The 18324-nt window shown below is 43.9% G+C and carries 15 protein-coding genes and 1 other annotated feature; of the genes, 13 read left to right on the top strand and 2 right to left on the bottom strand.

From position 1 onward, the window contains the following. The first annotated feature begins 224 nt into the window (after positions 1 to 224). The 11 genes from kamA (at position 225) to thrS (ending at position 12116) form a co-directional block, all read left to right on the top strand. Positions 225 to 1661 (top strand): lysine 2,3-aminomutase, encoded by a 1437-nt coding sequence (gene kamA, locus ACFVSH_RS03540; RefSeq protein ID WP_387601011.1) that lies wholly within the window; start codon positions 225 to 227, stop codon positions 1659 to 1661. Positions 1662 to 1663: 2 nt separating this feature from the next. After that, entirely contained in the window at positions 1664 to 1930 is a 267-nt protein-coding gene (locus ACFVSH_RS03535; protein ID WP_192206310.1) for a YokU family protein, read from the top strand. A 65-nt stretch (positions 1931 to 1995) separates the two neighbouring features. Continuing rightward, positions 1996 to 2859, top strand: a complete 864-nt coding sequence (ablB, locus tag ACFVSH_RS03530; RefSeq protein ID WP_387704893.1) for a putative beta-lysine N-acetyltransferase — start codon at positions 1996 to 1998, stop codon at positions 2857 to 2859. A gap of 13 nt (positions 2860 to 2872) precedes the next feature. Then, positions 2873 to 3103 carry a ferredoxin gene (locus ACFVSH_RS03525; RefSeq protein ID WP_076364212.1) on the top strand — a complete coding sequence of 77 codons (231 nt, stop codon included), beginning with the start codon at positions 2873 to 2875 and terminating at the stop codon, positions 3101 to 3103. Positions 3104 to 3178: 75 nt separating this feature from the next. Then, entirely contained in the window at positions 3179 to 4546 is a 1368-nt protein-coding gene (locus ACFVSH_RS03520; protein WP_387600543.1) for an aspartate aminotransferase family protein, read from the top strand. A gap of 10 nt (positions 4547 to 4556) precedes the next feature. Further along, positions 4557 to 5255, top strand: a complete 699-nt coding sequence (locus ACFVSH_RS03515; protein WP_387600546.1) for a CoA transferase subunit A — start codon at positions 4557 to 4559, stop codon at positions 5253 to 5255. Continuing rightward, positions 5240 to 5902 (top strand): 3-oxoacid CoA-transferase subunit B, encoded by a 663-nt coding sequence (locus tag ACFVSH_RS03510; protein ID WP_144528238.1) that lies wholly within the window; start codon positions 5240 to 5242, stop codon positions 5900 to 5902. The genes ACFVSH_RS03515 and ACFVSH_RS03510 overlap by 16 nt, the downstream gene beginning before the upstream one ends. A 37-nt stretch (positions 5903 to 5939) precedes the next feature. Next, positions 5940 to 7265, top strand: a complete 1326-nt coding sequence (locus ACFVSH_RS03505; protein ID WP_387704891.1) for a peptidase — start codon at positions 5940 to 5942, stop codon at positions 7263 to 7265. A 115-nt stretch (positions 7266 to 7380) separates the two neighbouring features. Then, positions 7381 to 8844 (top strand): amino acid permease, encoded by a 1464-nt coding sequence (locus tag ACFVSH_RS03500; RefSeq protein ID WP_387600553.1) that lies wholly within the window; start codon positions 7381 to 7383, stop codon positions 8842 to 8844. 333 nt (positions 8845 to 9177) lie between these two features. Continuing rightward, on the top strand, positions 9178 to 9777 hold the full coding sequence (locus tag ACFVSH_RS03495; protein ID WP_387704889.1) for a DUF7010 family protein: 600 nt from the start codon (positions 9178 to 9180) through the stop codon (positions 9775 to 9777). Between the two features lie 147 nt (positions 9778 to 9924). Then, positions 9925 to 10149, top strand: a binding site (T-box leader). A gap of 59 nt (positions 10150 to 10208) precedes the next feature. After that, complete coding sequence (gene thrS / locus ACFVSH_RS03490; protein WP_387704939.1) at positions 10209 to 12116, top strand: threonine--tRNA ligase; 1908 nt, start codon at positions 10209 to 10211, stop codon at positions 12114 to 12116. Between the two features lie 202 nt (positions 12117 to 12318). Here thrS and ACFVSH_RS03485 read toward each other — a convergent pair whose 3' ends face one another. After that, the gene (locus tag ACFVSH_RS03485; protein ID WP_387600559.1) at positions 12319 to 12945 is read right to left on the bottom strand and encodes a LysE family transporter; all 627 of its coding nucleotides are present in this window, start codon (positions 12943 to 12945) and stop codon (positions 12319 to 12321) included. Between the two features lie 343 nt (positions 12946 to 13288). Here ACFVSH_RS03485 and ACFVSH_RS03480 point away from each other — a divergent pair, with 343 nt between their 5' ends. Both ACFVSH_RS03480 and ACFVSH_RS03475 read left to right on the top strand, forming a co-directional pair. Next, positions 13289 to 14524, top strand: coding sequence for an MFS transporter (locus ACFVSH_RS03480; RefSeq protein ID WP_387704887.1), 1236 nt, complete (start codon positions 13289 to 13291; stop codon positions 14522 to 14524). Positions 14525 to 15036: 512 nt separating this feature from the next. Beyond that, entirely contained in the window at positions 15037 to 16374 is a 1338-nt protein-coding gene (locus ACFVSH_RS03475; protein WP_387601017.1) for an amino acid permease, read from the top strand. 49 nt (positions 16375 to 16423) lie between these two features. On the opposite strand, the gene ACFVSH_RS03470 is transcribed toward ACFVSH_RS03475, so the two are convergent. Further along, positions 16424 to 18097: a ribonuclease J gene (locus tag ACFVSH_RS03470; protein WP_387704885.1), complete on the bottom strand. Its 1674-nt coding sequence runs from the start codon at positions 18095 to 18097 to the stop codon at positions 16424 to 16426. Between the last annotated feature and the right edge of the window lie 227 nt (positions 18098 to 18324).

Here is an 18324-nt window from a genome sequence, read left to right as displayed (position 1 = left end):
GTAACTTGAAGAGGGCTCTTGTGAAAAGAGACCCTCTTTTTTCGCATGGCGCAAAGAAATTGGCTGCAAAAAATTATGCGTATTGAAAGATTTCTTGCGACTTTAAGCTCGGTTTGCCCCCTTTTGCTTATGTTTACCTTGTTATTCATGTTGGCATCATTCTTGCGAGAGTATATATATAAGCTTTTAGAATAAGGGGGGCATTTTAAATGAATTTGATGGGAATGGATGTAAAACATAAAGAATACCTAGGTGGACGCAGGCATTATAATGATATCGAATTATGGAAGGATGTAACGGAAGAGCAGTGGAATGATTGGCTCTGGCAATTGACCAATACGATTAAAACACTGGATGATCTGAAAAAGGTCGTCAACCTCACACCTGAAGAAGAGGAAGGAGTCCGGATTTCGACTCAAACGATTCCGTTGAACATTACGCCTTATTATGCTTCATTGATGAATCCCGATGATCCTCGCTGTCCGATTCGTTTACAGTCGGTACCGCTTTCGGCAGAAATGAACAAGACTAGATATGATTTGGAGGATCCGCTGCACGAGGATGAGGATTCCCCTGTTCCGGGATTGACGCATCGATATCCGGATCGCGTTCTATTCCTTGTAACGAACCAATGCTCCATGTACTGCAGATATTGTACGCGACGCCGTTTCTCAGGTCAGGTTGGCATGGGTGTCCCGAAGAAGCAGCTTGATGGGGCGATTGAATATATCCGGAACACTCCGGAAGTAAGGGACGTGCTGATCTCTGGCGGAGATGGTTTGCTGATCAATGATAAGATTCTTGAATACGTATTGAGTAACTTACGTGCCATCCCGCATGTGGAAATCATTCGGATCGGAACACGTGCACCGGTCGTTTTCCCGCAGAGGATTACGGAAAATTTATGTAACATTCTGAAAAAATATCATCCGGTTTGGTTGAATACGCATTTCAATCATTCACTTGAACTGACGGATGAAGCGAAAAAAGCATGTGATATGCTGTCGATGGCAGGCGTGCCGCTTGGTAATCAGGCAGTCATCCTGGCTGGAATCAACGATAGTGTACATATCATGAAAAAGCTTATGCATGACTGTGTAAAAGCAAGGGTAAGACCTTATTACATTTATCAATGTGATCTATCTGAAGGGATTGGCCATTTCCGGGCGCCGGTTTCAAAAGGGCTGGAAATCATTGAAGCGCTGCGCGGCCATACATCAGGATATGCAGTGCCGACCTTTGTGGTGGATGCTCCTGGCGGAGGCGGAAAGATTGCCCTGACTCCGAATTACCTTCTTTCGCAAAGTCCGGATAAAGTCGTTTTACGGAACTTTGAAGGAGTTATCACAAGCTATCCGGAGCCGAAGAATTATGTTGCCGGCAGTGCGGATGCTTACTTTGATGAAGTGTATGGTACGGCGGATAGGAAAGAAGCCGTCGGGATTTCAGCTCTCATGACGGACGAGAAATTCAATTTGGTGCCAGAGGGCCTTCGTCGTCTTGACAAGAGAAAATCGTATGAAAGCACTGAGGAACATGCTTCCTTGAAGGACCGCCGTGATAAACGGGATGAGATGAAGGAAAAATTAAGGCTAGCCCAAGAAAAAAAGAGCGCCATGGCCGTTAGTGGCTCGGTTAAATCCGAAGGCAAGGAGGAATGAAGATGGATTGCTTGTGGTGCAACGCCCCGAACGTGGAAGAAAGTGAAAAGAAGGATTGTTACTGGATCATGCCTGACGGGAAACGCTCGATAAAAGTCCTTCAAGTTCCAGCCGTGAACTGTCCTGAGTGTGGAATCTATGTGTCCGATTCGATGAATCAAAAGGTGGATGAAGCCTTGTCTATATATGATGTGAGTGAATATCCTGATGAGTTCACGTATGATCAGCTTCTTCAGGCACCTGTCAAAAAATTATTCAATTGGAAATAGAATGCCGGGAGAAGCGGATGATATGCATCTCTTCTCCCGAATTCTTTAAATAAGGGGGGTACGTAATGCCTGTTCAAAAGCTGCCTTTTTTCACCCAAGTGGAGACTGGGGATTGTTATACGATGGAACTCTATCATGATCATGCCAATCAGCGCTTACGCATGGATGATTATCGGGGAAATGTCAAAAAAGCGATCGATCGGGCCCTTGCCATCGCAAAGGAGCAGGGCTTCACTAAAGTGATACTTAAGGCCAGAAATGAAGATTTATCAGCGGCATTGGGTCAAGGATTCATGCTGGAAGGCATATTGAACAAGTATTTCAAAGGGAATGATGCCTATTGCATGGCCTTCTATTTAACGGATGAAAGGCGAACGAGCGACTTTTGGGTCAAGGAAGATAAAGTCATCCAAGAGATAAGCAAGGTTCCAAGGGTAATGGAATCTCAGCAAATTCCTAAGGACTATATCCTCCGGTTTGCTACGGTTGAAGATGCAAAAGAGCTGGCGGAGTTATACGGTGCCATTTTTGAAACCTATCCTACACCGATGAATGATGAGCGATATATCAAGAAAGTGATGGAGGAAGGCACGATCTTTAGTGTAATCGAATATGAAGGAACCATCGTGAGTGCTGCATCCGCTGAAGTGAATGAGATGTATCACAATGCTGAATTGACGGACTGTGCAACGATTCCCGAACATCGAAAGCATGGTTTCATGAAGGTGCTCATCTCCGCATTGGAACAAGAATTGTTCAGGAAAAACATTTATTGCTCTTATTCATTGGCGCGATCATTGTCAATGGGCATGAACGCAGTCTTTCATCAGCTGGGATATGAATATGGAGGCAGATTAACGAAGAATTGCAATATTTGGGATAAGTATGAGGATATGAATATTTGGGGTAAAGATTTATCCGTCAAGTAGGAGGATTGTTTCTATGGCTAAATACACATGGGTTGATAAAGAAACCTGTATTGCATGCGGGGCATGCGGTGCAACTGGTCCTGAGATTTATGACTATGATGATCAAGGAATCGCTTTCGTCATCTTGGACGATAATCAGGGGATTGCCGAAGTTCCTGAGATCCTGCATGATGACATGCAAGATGCTATGGAAGGCTGCCCTACCGAATCCATCCTGATTCAGGATGAACCTTTTAGTTGGTAGATCGGTTTCTTTTAAGAACTTAATTGATTGATAGATAATGAGCAGTGTGTACGAACGTGAAAAAGGAGAGATGAAATGGAACGGAATCATTTGATTAAACCTACTTTAGATCAACATTATCCCACTATCTCTCATGGGAATGGAATTTACCTTTATGATATAGATGGAAAACAGTATATAGACGGCTCATCAGGAGCGGTCACAGCAAGTATAGGCCATGGTGTATTGGATGTTGTCGAGGCAATGACGGAGCAGGCACGCAAGGTTTCCTTTGCATATAGGTCTCATTTTACGAGTGGAGCCGCAGAGGCCTTGGCAAAAAAGCTGAGTGAGTTGGCTCCAGGGGATTTGAATTGGTCATTTTTTGTGAATAGTGGCTCGGAAGCGACCGAAACGGCAATGAAGATCGCGATACAACATTGGCAAGAAAAAGGGTTCGAGCGAAAAAATCGCATCATATCCAGGTGGACGAGTTATCACGGGATCACGATGGGCGCATTATCGATGTCAGGCCATGTACCAAGAAGAAAACGTTTTGTGCCGCTATTGGAAGATTTCCCTAGCATATCTGCTCCCTACTGCTATCGCTGTCCTCATAATAATGAAACTTCCGGATGCAAGCTTAAGTGTGCAGATGAACTGGAGACAGCTATTCAAAGGGTCGGCTCCGAGAATATCGCAGCCTTCATCGCAGAACCGATAATTGGGGCATCGGCTGGTGCTGTAACACCGCCGGATGGCTACTATCAAAGGATTAAGGAGATCTGCGAAACCTATGACATTCTCTTTATCGCCGATGAGGTAATGACGGGAATCGGCCGAACAGGAAAAATGTTCGCAATGGAACACTGGGGAGTCACCCCGGATATCATCGCATTGGGTAAAGGAATGAGTGCCGGCTATACACCAATGGCAGCCACGATGATTACTGACCGTGTCATGGAGCCCATTTTAAAAGGTTCGAAATCAATCATGGCTGGACACACATATAGTGCAAACCCTCTATCTGCAGCCGTTTCATTGGAAGTGCTTTCCTACATTGAGCGAAATGGCCTGGTTCAGGCAGCGGAAGAGAAAGGTCAATATCTGTTTAAGAGGCTGGAAGGATTGGCTGAAAAATTCGACATCATTGGTGATGTAAGAGGGAAAGGGCTGCTCCTTGGGCTTGAGTTTGTCTCCAATCGGATTTCAAAAACGCCATTCGACTTGCAAATCGGCCTGACTACAAGGCTTGTCAATAAGGCTTTTGCTAAGGGGCTGTTGATCTATCCTGCTGCAGGTGCGATTGAAGGAATCGCTGGCGATGCGGTTATCATATCTCCGCCATTAATCATTACTAATGAAGAAATCGATACCCTCGTCAAGATACTGGAAGCTTCCCTCGAAGAGTTGCAGCAAGAATTGCACACGGAAGGTTTGATTGAGGACATGCAGGCTATTTAGGAGGAACGTTATGAAGCAGGTCATTACGAAGAAAAACAAAATTGTGACCATGGAAGAAGCATTGGAGCATATTTCCGATGGATGCACACTCATGTATGGCGGGTTTGGCGGAGTGGGGACTCCTCCGACGCTCGTACAGGGTATTCTTGACAAGGGCGTTAAGGAATTGACCTTGATTGGCAATGATACTGGATTCCCTGACATCGGCATTGGGCGGCTTGTGACTGCTGAAAGGGCAAAGAAAGTGATCGCCTCGCATATCGGTTCAAACCCTAATGCCGGCAGGCTCATGACTGAAGGAAAGCTGCAGGTGGAATTTTCACCGCAAGGGACATTAGCCGAACGGATTCGTGCTGGCGGTGTAGGCTTAGGCGGGATTTTTGTCGATGTCGGGATTGGTACGATAGCCGAAGAAGGCAAGGACAAGATGGTGATAGAAGGAAAAGAATACTTGGTGGAAACCGCTTTGACGGCTGAAGTCAGCATCGTCCATGCCAAAAAGGCAGATTCGCTGGGGAATTTAGTGTACGATAAGACTGCATGTAACTTCAATCCGCTAGTGGCGATGGCAGGAACATTCACGATTGCGGAAGTGGAGGAAATCGTTCCTGTAGGCGAATTGGATCCGGAATGTATTGCTACACCGGGCATTTATGTAGATATGGTGATTCCGACAAAAGGGGTGAATTGGAAATGGGCATGGCAGTAGATGTACGAAATCGCATCGCGAAACGCGCCGCCAAGGAAATCCATGACGGATTGATCGTCAATTTAGGCATCGGCATCCCTACCTTGGTGGCCGACCATATACCTCAAGATATTCATGTGCTGTTCCATGCGGAAAATGGAGTTCTCGGTACAGGGCCAAGTCCTGATCCCGGGCAAGAAGATCCTGCCCTCTGTAATGCAGGAGGGTTCCCGATCACCACTGTAATGGGAGCTTCCTATTTTGACAGTGCGACAGCTTTTGGAATGATCAGGAAAGGATACATCGACATCACCATCCTTGGAGCCCTGGAGGTCAGTGAAAAAGGGGATTTGGCGAATTGGATCGTCCCAGGAAAGCGGGTGCCAGGTATGGGCGGGGCAATGGAGCTTGCCCAGAAAGCGAAAAAGGTGATCGTCCTGATGAATCACGTGAATAAGCAGGGTGAATCGAAGATATTGAAGGCATGTACGCTCCCATTGACGGCGAGGCAGAGCGTGGATTTAATCATTACGGATATGGCTGTCATGGAAGTTACAGAAGAGGGATTGGTGCTGAAGGAAGTCATGGCGCCATATACCGTCGATGATGTGATAAGGAATACAGAGGCGACATTGAAAATCCATGCTGCCGTCAACACGATTGAATAAGTCGATAATATGCATTCAAGATTAAGGAGGGATAAATGTGCCGGATATTAAAAAACGGATAAACCAATGGATCAAGGATCATCGGGAAGAAGGAACAAACCTACTGCAAAGAATGGTACAAGCTCCAAGTACGCAAGGAAATGAAGCAGGGGCACAGGCCATCGTCGCCCAAAAGCTGCAGGAAATGGGTTTGCAAATCGATAGTTGGGAACCGGACGGCAGCGAGCTGAAAAAGCATTCTTATTTCTATTCTCCGCGCAGTGAATTTTCCAACAGCCCCAATGTGGTAGGTATCATGAAAGGGACTGGCGGCGGACGTTCCATCATATTGAACGGACACATCGATGTGGTTCCTGATGGTGACCGGGATCAGTGGGACGACGATCCATATAGTGGAGCGATTAAAAATGGAAGAATGTTTGGTCGGGGTGTAACCGATATGAAGGGTGGAAATGTATCGCTGATCCTTGCGATGCAGGCATTGAAGGAAAGTGGCATCCAATTAAAAGGAGATGTCATTTTTCAAAGTGTGATTGAAGAAGAAAGCGGCGGGGCCGGAACACTGGCAGCCGTCCTGAGGGGATATAAAGCAGATGCCGCCCTGATCCCTGAACCGACGAATATGAGGATCTTCCCGAAACAGCAGGGTTCGATGTGGTTCCGAATCCATGTCAAAGGACGGTCAGCCCATGGCGGAACAAGATATGAAGGCGTTAGTGCGATAGAAAAAAGCATGACCGTCATCAATCATATTCGTGCCTTGGAAGAAAAGCGAAATGCACGTGTCAGTGATCCGCTTTATCAGAACACGCCTATTCCGATACCTATCAATCTAGGTGTCATTGAAGGCGGCAATTGGCCGTCATCCGTCCCTGACCTTGTGAAAATCGAAGGAAGGATGGGCGTTGCGCCGGAGGAAACGATGGAGCAGGCGAAGGATGAAATGGCGTCCTGGTTATTGCAGCTGGTGGAAGTGGACCAATGGTTCAAGGAAAACCCGCCCGTATTGGAGTGGTTCGGGGCACGCTGGGTTCCAGGAGCAATTGATGTAGAGCATGAACTGATGAATGCGCTTGTTCATCAATATCGGCAAGTGGCCGGGCAGGACCCTGTCATTGAGGCCTCCCCTTGGGGAACGGATGGGGGATTGCTGACACATGTCGGTGAAACGCCTGCAATCGTTTTCGGACCAGGAGTAACCGAGGTTGCACACTATCCAAATGAATACATCCTGCTCGACAACGTGTTCTCCACGGCCGAAATCATTGCCCTAACATTAATTCAATGGTGTGGAATGGAGCCTGAGCAGGATGGAGTCACCCAGACCGGGAATAGGGAGACGATACCAGGCAATGGCAATTAAACTGAATAGGATCCCAGCAAGTGAAGCGAACTATTAAGACTTTCACAAAGCGGTTGTTAAAAACTCTTATATTTCTTGAACTTTTAACTTTAAAAGAAAATGAGGTAGGAACCATATGGACATGAATCTCATTGATAATCAAGAACCGACAGTTAAAAGGAAACTGAAAGCAAGGCATATGACCATGATTGCCATTGGAGGTTCAATAGGAACCGGATTATTCCTGGCAAGCGGGGCAACCATCCAGAGCGCAGGCCCCGGCGGTGCCCTTGTTGCCTATGCCTGCATTGGAATCATGGTGTATTTCCTTATGACGAGCTTAGGGGAAATGGCGACATATATGCCTGTGTCGGGATCATTTTCCACCTATGCCACACGCTTTGTTGATCCCGCATTCGGCTTTGCACTTGGCTGGAATTATTGGTTTAACTGGGCTGTCACCCTTGCCGTGGAAATAGCTGCTGCAGCCATCATCATGAAATTCTGGCTCCCTGATGTACCCAGCCTTATATGGAGTGGATTATTTCTTGGAATCGTCTTCACCCTCAACGCCCTATCCATTAAAAGCTATGGTGAATCTGAATATTGGTTTGCCTTAATAAAAGTCATTGCCATCATTTGTTTCATCATTATTGGTTTATTGACCATATTTGGGGTTTTTGGCGGAAAGGTGATTGGATTTGAAAACTTCACCATGGACGAGGCACCATTCAAGGGAGGATTTTTATCGATCATCTCAATCTTTCTTATCGCGGGATTTTCTTTTCAAGGCACGGAGCTGGTTGGGATTGCTGCCGGGGAAAGTGAGAATCCCGAAAAAAATGTTCCGAATGCGATCCGCCAAGTATTTTGGCGCATCCTATTATTTTACATCGGAGCCATCCTGATACTCGGCCTCTTGATTCCGTATACAAGTCCAAGTTTGCTGAACGGGGACGTCGAAAACATTTCTGTAAGCCCTTTCACACTTGTCTTTGAACGGGCAGGACTTGCATTCGCGGCATCCGTCATGAATGCAGTCGTGTTGACTTCCTTACTATCCGCAGGGAACTCTGGACTATATGCATCAACGCGGATGTTATGGTCGATGGCGAAAGATAAACAAGCTCCCCAATTCCTTGCCAAAGTCAATCGCAGGGGAATCCCAATGAATGCTTTGATTCTAACGACATTAATTGGCGGACTCGCCTTCTTGACCTCCATTTTTGGGGACCATGTATTTACATGGCTATTGAATGCATCCGGGCTAACCGGCTTCATCGCCTGGATTGGAATCGCCATCAGCCATTATCGCTTTAGACTTGCCTATGTTGCACAGGGTGGTGACCTGAACGAATTGAAATATAAAGCAAAATGGTTTCCACTCGGTCCGATCCTATCATTCGTCCTTTGCATGGGAGTCATTGCCGGGCAGAATTATCAAGCATTCCTAAGCGGCAGCATCGACTGGTATGGCGTCGCTGTCTCCTATATCGGATTACCGATATTCCTGGCGATCTGGTCAGGGTACAAGATTTATCACAAGACCAAATTAATATCATTAAAAGATTGTCAATTTGATAAATCAGATGTGGCTTGATATGAATAGATAAAAACCTGAAATCCCTTTGGGACTCAGGTTTTTTTATGAACACTAATTAGACGATATCTAACGGAAGTAGAATTATATCTCCGAAAACAAGATTATATCTCCGAAAATAGGAATATATCTCCGAAAACAAGATTATATCTCCGAAAATAGGAATATATCTCCGAAAATCCAGTTATATCGATGAAAGCGGTAATTATCCATTAAAATTCACATCATGGAAATTTTTGCAATGAATCAGTTTTTATAGCTGAATAATTGGGGAGGGTAAGCAATACTATTATTCTATGTACTTTTATTACTGTGGATGAAAGGAAACTGAGAATGAAAGAGGCGTATCGCGGTTCTGGAATTGGAGTCATTTTCATGGCGGTCTTCGGTACACTGTGGGCAGGTACAGGTGTAATGGGATTGCAGGGGTGGGGGTTTCCCTACGTGGAACTCGCAGCCATCTTCGTGGGAATCATAATGGTTATCGGCGGCATTTCATTAATTCATGCATCACAAAAAATGTCCAATCAAGTTTCAGAAAATGGGGCTAGGCGTCTGAAGCGTATCGGATTTTTGTTTAATATGGTCTTCATTGCCGAAGGTTTGCTGATTGGGATTGCCATTGTCATCTGTAACTTGATCAATCAGACCGAGCTTATACCAGGGGTCATCGCCATTATTGTAGGGATTCATTTTTTACCTTTGGCGTCACTTTTCCAAATCAAGGTTTACTATGCAACAGGAGTGCTTCTTTGTTTATTGGCGCTTATCACATTGATTATTTTGCCAGACACTGTCATGTTTGGGGAGCATCAAATCCTTGCACCGTTATCTTTGCTCGGCTTTGGATGCGCGCTAATTCTCTGGATCACTGGACTTACGCTATGGCTTAGAATAAAGAATTCACGTCTAACGATAGCCGATGAAGATTGAATCAATCAAAAAAACCGTCATGGCGAACGGGTTTTTCATTTTGATTAATTTTTCATCCAGGTCAAGAATCTGAGAATTATAAAATTGAGGTTGTCACTTATGGGAATATATTGTAATATATATAACAATATAAAAATCCATTACATTTTAGAAGCATTGATAAGGACATGAAACATTTTTACGGTCTACAGAGAGGGAAGGGTTAGCTGCAAACTTCCTGGCTTAGGAAACTGATTTACCGCCTTTGAGCTATATCGGTGAACAAGAGTAACTGATATCGTCTAAGCTGCGTTACAAGCTCCAGAGCCATGAGTGTTACTTGCTTATGGGAAATTGGGTGGAATCACGGGTATAAACGCACTCGTCCCTTACTTAGGGATGAGTGCGTTTTTTATTACTTAAAAAGGGGTGTTTATGTGATGGGTGAAAAAATGATTAAAGTTCAATTCCCGGATGGGCAGCAAAAGGAATATCCGCTTGGGATGACAGTGGAAGGTGTGGCAGGGTCCATCAGTTCAAGTTTAAGGAAAAAGGCAGTGGCAGGAAACCTGGATAAGCAACTGGTTGATCTATGTCACAAGCTGAATGAGGATGCCGAATTGTCGATCTTGACTCTGGATTCGGATGAAGGATTACAAGTATTACGACATACAGCAGCGCATGTTTTGGCACAGGCAGTGAAAAGATTGTACCGAAATGTGGAATTAGGAATGGGGCCAGTCGTGGAAGATGGTTTTTACTATGATTTTAAGTTAGACCATCCTTTGAGTCCAGAAGATCTACAAGCTATTGAAAAAGAGATGGAACATATCATAAGTGAAAATCTGGAAATAAAAAGGGTCGAAGTGACTTATGAAGAAGCTGTGAAGTTATTCGAGGGCAGAGGGGAGTCATTCAAGTTGGATATTGCAAAGAGCATCCCTAATGGTGAAAAATTAACGATCTATCAACAGGGGGAATTTGTCGATCTTTGCAGAGGGCCGCACCTTCCATCCACATCATTTGTAAAATCGTTCAAATTGACTCGTGTATCTGGTGCCTATTGGCGGGGAGACAATCAAAATGAAGTTCTTCAAAGGGTGTATGGCGTGGCATTCCGAAAGAAAAAGGATCTACGGGAACACTTTGAATTCCTGGAAGAGGCGGCCAAACGCGATCACCGTAAATTAGGAAAGCAGTTGGAACTATTCATGTTTTCGGAGGAAGCCCCTGGAATGCCGTTTTATTTACCGAAAGGGCAAATCGTTAGAAATGAATTGGAGAAATTCTCGCGGGAGCTTCAGACTGAAGCTGATTACGACGAAGTTCGGACTCCTTTCATGATGAACCAGCGGTTATGGGAACAATCGGGTCACTGGGATCATTACCATGAGAATATGTACTTCACTGAGGTGGATCAAACAAAATTCGCGATGAAGCCAATGAACTGTCCGGGTCATATGCTCATTTTTAAAAACAGTCTTTATTCTTACAGGGATTTACCCATTCGGATGGCCGAATTCGGTCAAGTCCACCGTCATGAATATAGCGGGGCATTGAACGGGATGCTGCGTGTCCGTACATTTTGTCAGGATGATGCCCACATCTTTGTTCGGCAGGATCAAATCGAAAGTGAAATTAAACAAGTGTTTCATCTGATCGATAAGGTGTACCGCACTTTTGGATTCGAGTATTCCGTGGAGCTCTCGACGCGCCCAGAGGATTCAATGGGTGATGATTCCCTTTGGGAAGCTTCTGAAACAGCCTTGAAAAATGTTCTGGAAAGCATCGGGATACATTATCAAGTAAATGAAGGGGACGGGGCATTTTATGGACCGAAAATTGATTTTCATATTAAAGATGCTTTAAAACGAAGCCATCAATGTGCAACAATCCAACTTGATTTTCAAATGCCCGACAAATTTGATCTAACTTACATCGATGAAAATAATGAAAAAGTTCGTCCAGTCGTCATTCATCGTGCCATTTTTGGATCGATCGATCGCTTTTTCGGAATCCTGATAGAACACTTTGCAGGTGCTTTTCCAGTATGGCTCGCCCCGGTGCAAGTACAGATCATCCCTGTCTCACAAGTTCATTTGAATTATTGCTTAAAGGTTCAAAAAGAAATGAAGAATCAAGGCATAAGAGTGAAAATTGATGATCGGAATGAAAAGCTCGGATATAAAGTCAGGGAAGCACAGATGGGGAAAATCCCATATATGCTGGTTCTTGGAGATAAAGAAGAGAAAGAAAATGAAGTGAATGTCCGGAAATACGGGGAACAAGAGGTTGAAAATGTCGCAATAGAAACGTTCATCAAGAAAATGGTCCAGCAAATAAAAGAACGCAGCATCTAACAAAAAAAGCAGCTTAATCCGGAACTCACGAGTAAATGCGCGAAACTCACGAGTAAATGCACAAAACTCACGAGTAAATGCACAAAACTCACGAGTAAATGCACATAATTCACGAGTATATGTCCCTTGGATTAGGTTTGGATAAAAAAAGACAGCCGAATAAATCGGCTGTCTTTTCTATACGAACTCTTCCAGTAAATGCTTATGTAAATAAAACCTTGGCTGCTTGGATGGCAAAGTAAATGCCAATCCCTATAAGGGATATACCCGAAATGATCGAGATGCCTATTAGAATGGGTTTGGATAAAAAGCGTCTGAAAGTGCTGGCGATGATGGCCATTGCGAAATCCCAGATCAAGAGGCCGACAAGGATCCCTGAACTGTAAAAAAGTAAATGATCCATATCATATTTTGATGCGGAGTTTGCGAGAATGGATCCATAAATGCCCAGCCAAAACAAAATGGATAAAGGATTCGAAAGGGACATGATGAAGCCTGTCAGAAATGAAGAAAAAAGGGAGTCTTTCGCTTTTCGTGCATTCACTTCAATCTTGCCTGCACTTAGCAGACTTTCGATCCCGGTATAGGTCAGGACGAAAAATCCAAAAAGCCATAAAAATGTCTTCATGAAGGAGTTGTCCAAAAAGTGGACGACACCGAAAAAGACGAGGGCTATAAAAACAAGATCTGCTAAAATGGCACCCCATCCAAAAATCCAGGCATGCCAAAAACCCTTCTTGATTCCTTTGTCCAATTGAGCAGCGTTTATGGGACCGATAGGAGCCGCCAGTGATAAACCTAATAATATATAGCTGAAAAAAACGCCCAATTCATCACCTCATCGTTTAATACATCTTCGCTTATTTGAATGTATTCAAACAATTGGACTTGTACCACCTTTTTAGCCCTTTTAGTGTGGACATGGTGAATCATGGTCCGGTTTGCGCTTACCAGTCATTGTGAAAAAAGAGAAAGCCATTGTTATACAGTAGTTTTTTTTGTTTTAAAGGTCAAAAGGGGTAATTTTGGTTAATGCGCTACTGAATAAATCTTTCAAAGCTATAACATAATAATTTAAGACATCTAAAAAATGATGCAAAACACATATTGATTTCACGAATGGTTACCTTTTATGCAATTAGTGGCTTTTATAATGGATGAGGAGTGTAAGTATGGAGGGTCATGAGAAGCAAAGTAAAGATGTAAGCGTGTGGTGCCTGATCAGTATGGCATCGATTCCATTGGTGATGACGCTTGGAAATTCAATGCTTATTCCGGTTTTGCCCATTTTCGAGGATAAGGTGGGGATATCTTCATTTCAATCAAGCATGGTGATAACAAGCTATTCCGTTGCATCCATTTTTTTAATTCCCATAGCAGGTTATTTATCAGATCGATTCGGACGGAAGATGGTGATCCTGCCAAGTCTGATCCTAGCCCTCATTGGTGGCTTGGTCGCAGGTTATGCATCATGGAAAATGGAAAATCCCTATACATGGATCATCATTGGGAGGGTATTGCAGGGGATTGGGGCGTCTGGTGCCTCGCCCATCATTTTGCCTCTTGTGGGGGATTTATACAAGGATGATGATGAAAAAACGAGTGCTTGTCTGGGTATCATAGAAACCTCGAATACATTTGGGAAAGTGCTTAGTCCAATATTGGGTTCCCTGTTTGCTGCATTTATCTGGTTTTTACCATTCTTCTCGATTTCATTCTTCAGTTTAATATCTATTGTCTTGGTCTTTTTCTTTATAAAGGTACCAAAGGAAAAGGATGATCCGAAGAAATTCAATGAATTTTGGAATGATACGAAAAAAATATTCAAACAGGAAGGAAAATGGTTATATACAGTTTTCCTGATTGGTGTATTTGTCATGTTGGTTTTATTCGGTGTTCTTTTCTTTTTGTCTGATAATTTGGAAAAAATCCATGATTTGCATGGAATCAAAAAAGGTTTAGTGATAGCGATCCCGCTATTTTTCCTTTGTGTGTCTTCTTATGTTGCCGGGAAGAAAATCAAGGGCGAATTGCCAATCATGAAAAAGATCATCATGATTAGTTTGATTGTCCTTTCAATCAGCCTTGTATTTGTCGGTTTTACAAAAAATAAAGTTTTCCTATTATTACTCGTAACAAGTTTGGCGGGCATAGCAATTGGTGCGTTATTGCCGACACTAGACGCAATCATCACTCAAAATATAAAAAAGGAACAGCGTGGGACGATAACCTCTTTCTACATGTCATCTAGGTTCATCGGAGTTGCGGCAGGCCCTCCGGTCATGTCCCTTGTCATGAAAAATCATCTCAATTTGAGCTATATCATTACAGGGATCATTGGTGTAGGAATCGTCCTGATTGTTTGGAAATTCATTAGTTCAGACAAAAAAGAAGCTGCTGCCTCCTAATAATTTCTCCGAAAAAGCCGGTCTTTCCAACGGCTTTTTTTGTACTTTTCATCTATAGCTGGATGATTTTTCTTGGTCTTTTTGTAGCTGCATTGGATTTTGCATGTTTTTATGAAGGCTGTTTTCACATACTTTGTTGCTATTTACCAAGGTCCCGCTGCTCCCGCAGGAGTCTCGCACTTGCGCTCCAATCAACGTTTTAGTTTTTAAAAACAACAATCTTTACGAAAAGAACCTAAATGAAAAAAGCTTAATGGCTATTTCCATCATCCCTGGCTTATCTTTATCGGCGCTTATCAAGGCATTTCTGCCGTCGTATCACAGTGCTTCAATTCTTATTCGAATACTTGATTAACCATTTGGTAAATTTCTTCCTTACATAATTCATTGTGGCATTAACAACACTATGAATGATGGAAGGGGGTAATGCTATGACAACAAAAGCCAATTGCCGTTCAGCTAAAGGGAAGGCTGCTCAAAATTCCGCAGAATCTGGTGCACAACAAGGCGATATGAAATGGTGGCAGTTATCATTGGTCGGTGTTGGCTGTACGATCGGGACAGGGTATTTCCTCGGTTCGGCCATAGGGATTAAAACGACTGGGCCATCCATTGTATTTTCATTTATATTGGCTGCACTAGGTACTTACATCGTTTATAATCTGCTAGCTAAGATGACGGCTGCCGATCCTCAAGAGGGTTCTTTTTGTTATTATGCCAATAAAGCATTTGGACGATGGGCTGGCTTTAGCTGTGGCTGGAATTATTGGTCCTCCAATATATTGATCATGGGAAGCCAGCTTACTGCGCTTTCGTTATTATCACAATTTTGGTTTCCGAAGGTCCCGCTGTGGCTATTTGCATCCGGTTTTGCCATTGTTTCGATCGTGGTGGTATTGCTGGGAACAAAAGGGTTCGACAGAGTGGAAAACATACTTGCGATAATTAAGACGGCAGCGATCGTCATGTTTATCATTATTGCAATATGTGCCGTTTTCGGCTGGTTTGGTCTTGATGGAGGGAAACCGCCCTCATTTCCGAATAAGTTCAATGAATTATTTCCAAAAGGGCTAAAAGGGTTTTGGACATCGCTTATCTATGCCTTTTATGCATTTGGCGGAATTGAGGTCATTGGACTGATGGCGATGCAGCTTAAAAAGAAGGAAGATGCGCCTAAGGCAGGGACTATCATGCTCTTTGTTCTTACCATCATATATGTGATTTCATTGGGGTTAGCCGTAACCATGATTTCATTAGGGGCATTCAGTGAAAAAGAAAGCCCATTCGTTTCGGCATTGGACAGTTATCACCTGGCATTTTTCCCGCACGTTTTTAACGGTGCGATCATCATTGCCGGTTTCTCGACGATGACCGCTTCACTATTTGGTGTAACCAATCTATTGGTAACCCTCTCCGATGATGGGAATGCACCCGCATTATTCATGCAAAAGATCAAGAAATTCAAGGATCTTCCACTGCCCTCACTCGGTCTTGGAGCCTTGGGACTTTTAGGATCAATCATCACTGCCTTGCTCCTGCCAGGCAAGATTTATGAATACATTACGACATCAGCTGGGATATTACTTTTGTATAACTGGGCATTCATCATTCTCTCTTCTTTTAAAATCTTGGAAAATAAGATTTGGAGTAAGATTACGGCCGTTTTCGGGCTTCTGTTAATTTTGGCCGCCGTAAGTGGCACCCTGCTTGAAAAAGAGATACGTCCAGGGTTCTTCATCAGCCTTTTATTCATCGTGATCATCGGTCTTGCCGCCGTTTTCATGAAGTTCAAGGTTTGGAATAAGAATAAGGCGATGGCCGCAAAAGCGGGTAAATCAGGGCTCGATTGAAAAAAAGGAACTCGAATCGAGTTCCTTTTTGTGTGCTTTCGATTTGGCGCTAAACCTCAATGATGATCGGAAGGATCATTGGTTTTTTCTTAGTTTGAGTATAGAGGTATTGCCCCAGTTCCTTCTTTATGGTTTGCTTGATGACGTTCCAGCGGTATATTTTTTCACTTTGTAAGTCGTTGACCGTTTTCGTGACAAGACGGTTCACATGCCTAAGGAGGTCCTCGGAATTTTGAACATAAACAAATCCCCGGGAAATGGTATCGGGACCCGATACTATTTTTCTTTCCGTCTTGCTTAGTGTTATGACGATCACGAGCATTCCATCTTCGGAAAGCTGCTTACGGTCCCGCAGAACGATTTCCCCAACATCACCAACGCCAACACCATCAACAAAGGTATTGCCTGCAATGACCTTTCTCGTTTGACGGGCAACGGAGTTTTCAATATCCACCACATCGCCGTTATTGATGATGAAAGTGTGGTCCTTCTCCACCCCGACAGACTCAGCTAGCAATCGATGCTGGTGCAACATCCGATACTCACCGTGAATCGGTATGAAATACTTCGGTTTCATCAGGGTAAGCATGAGCTTTAATTCTTCCTGATAGGCATGTCCGGAAACATGCATGCCCGTTACTGTCCCAGAACCGTAAATGACTTTGGCGCCAAGTTGAAACAGGTTGTCGATGATGCGTGAAACATCCCGTTCATTTCCGGGTATTGGAGTGGAGGCAAGAATCACTGTATCATCAGGCAATATACTCATATCCCGATAATTCGAACTGGAAAGCCGGGAAAGTGCAGCAAATGGCTCTCCTTGACTTCCTGTACATAAAACCGCGACCCTTTCAGGAGCATATTTATCCACTTCTTGCGGTTGGATAAGCATCCCATCAGGTACCTCGAGGTAGCCGCGTTCAATGGCAACGGATACGACGTTCACCATGCTTCGTCCAATCAGGGCGAGTTTCCGGTTTGTCTTCTGTGCAGCGTTCACAACTTGTTGAACGCGATTGACATTTGAAGCGAAGGTCGAAAGAATGACTTTCCGTTTTGCCTGCATGAAGGCTTCTTCAATATGGCTGCCAACCAGATGCTCAGAGGGGCTTGAGCCGGGACGTTCTGCGTTCGTGCTTTCAGATAATAAAACCAGTACACCTTCACTCCCGATTTTGGCCATTTTATGGATATCGGGATACTGATCATTCATGGGAGTCAAGTCAAACTTAAAGTCCCCTGTATGAACGACCGTGCCTTCAGGCGTATGCATGGTGACTCCAAGGCAATCGGGTATACTATGATTCGTTTTGAAAAAGTCCAGAACCATCTCCCCGAATTCCAACCTTGAATCCGAATCGATCTGGATTAATTCCGTATCAGCCAAAAGGCTATGTTCTTTTAATTTCAATTCAATCAAACCAAGTGTTAAACGTGTGGCATAAATGGGTACATTCAATTTTTTCAGGAAATAAGGGATCCCGCCAATATGGTCTTCATGCCCATGAGTCACAATTAAAGCGCGGATCTTCTCCTTATTTTCCTGAAGAAAGGAAATATCGGGAATGATCAAATCGACTCCTAATAAACTTTCATCAGGAAACTTAGCCCCACAATCAATGATGACGAGATCGTTAGCATATTGAACCACGTACATGTTTTTACCGATTTCATTCACTCCGCCCAGAGCCAGTATGGACAAAGCATTCTCTTTCGCACTCAAGTAGATAGACCTCCCTTTATGATGATAATGATAGTGTTTCCATAGGTCACTTTTATAAAACCAACTCTTTTTTTAGGCTCTTTTCGTAAAGATTGTTGTTTTTAAAACGAAACGATTTTACGTTGATTGGAGCGCAAGTGCGAGACTCCTGCGGGAGCAGCGGGACAGGTGAGCTCACCGCCCGCCCCGCGGAAAGCGAGCATCTGGAGGGGAAATCAACCACACCT

It is taken from the genome of Peribacillus sp. NPDC058002 (genome assembly GCF_042886655.1).
Taxonomy (GTDB): Bacteria; Bacillota; Bacilli; order Bacillales; family DSM-1321; genus Peribacillus; species Peribacillus aracenensis.
Note: the sequence above shows the minus strand (reverse complement) of the source record. Positions and strands in the feature narration are given on the sequence as shown.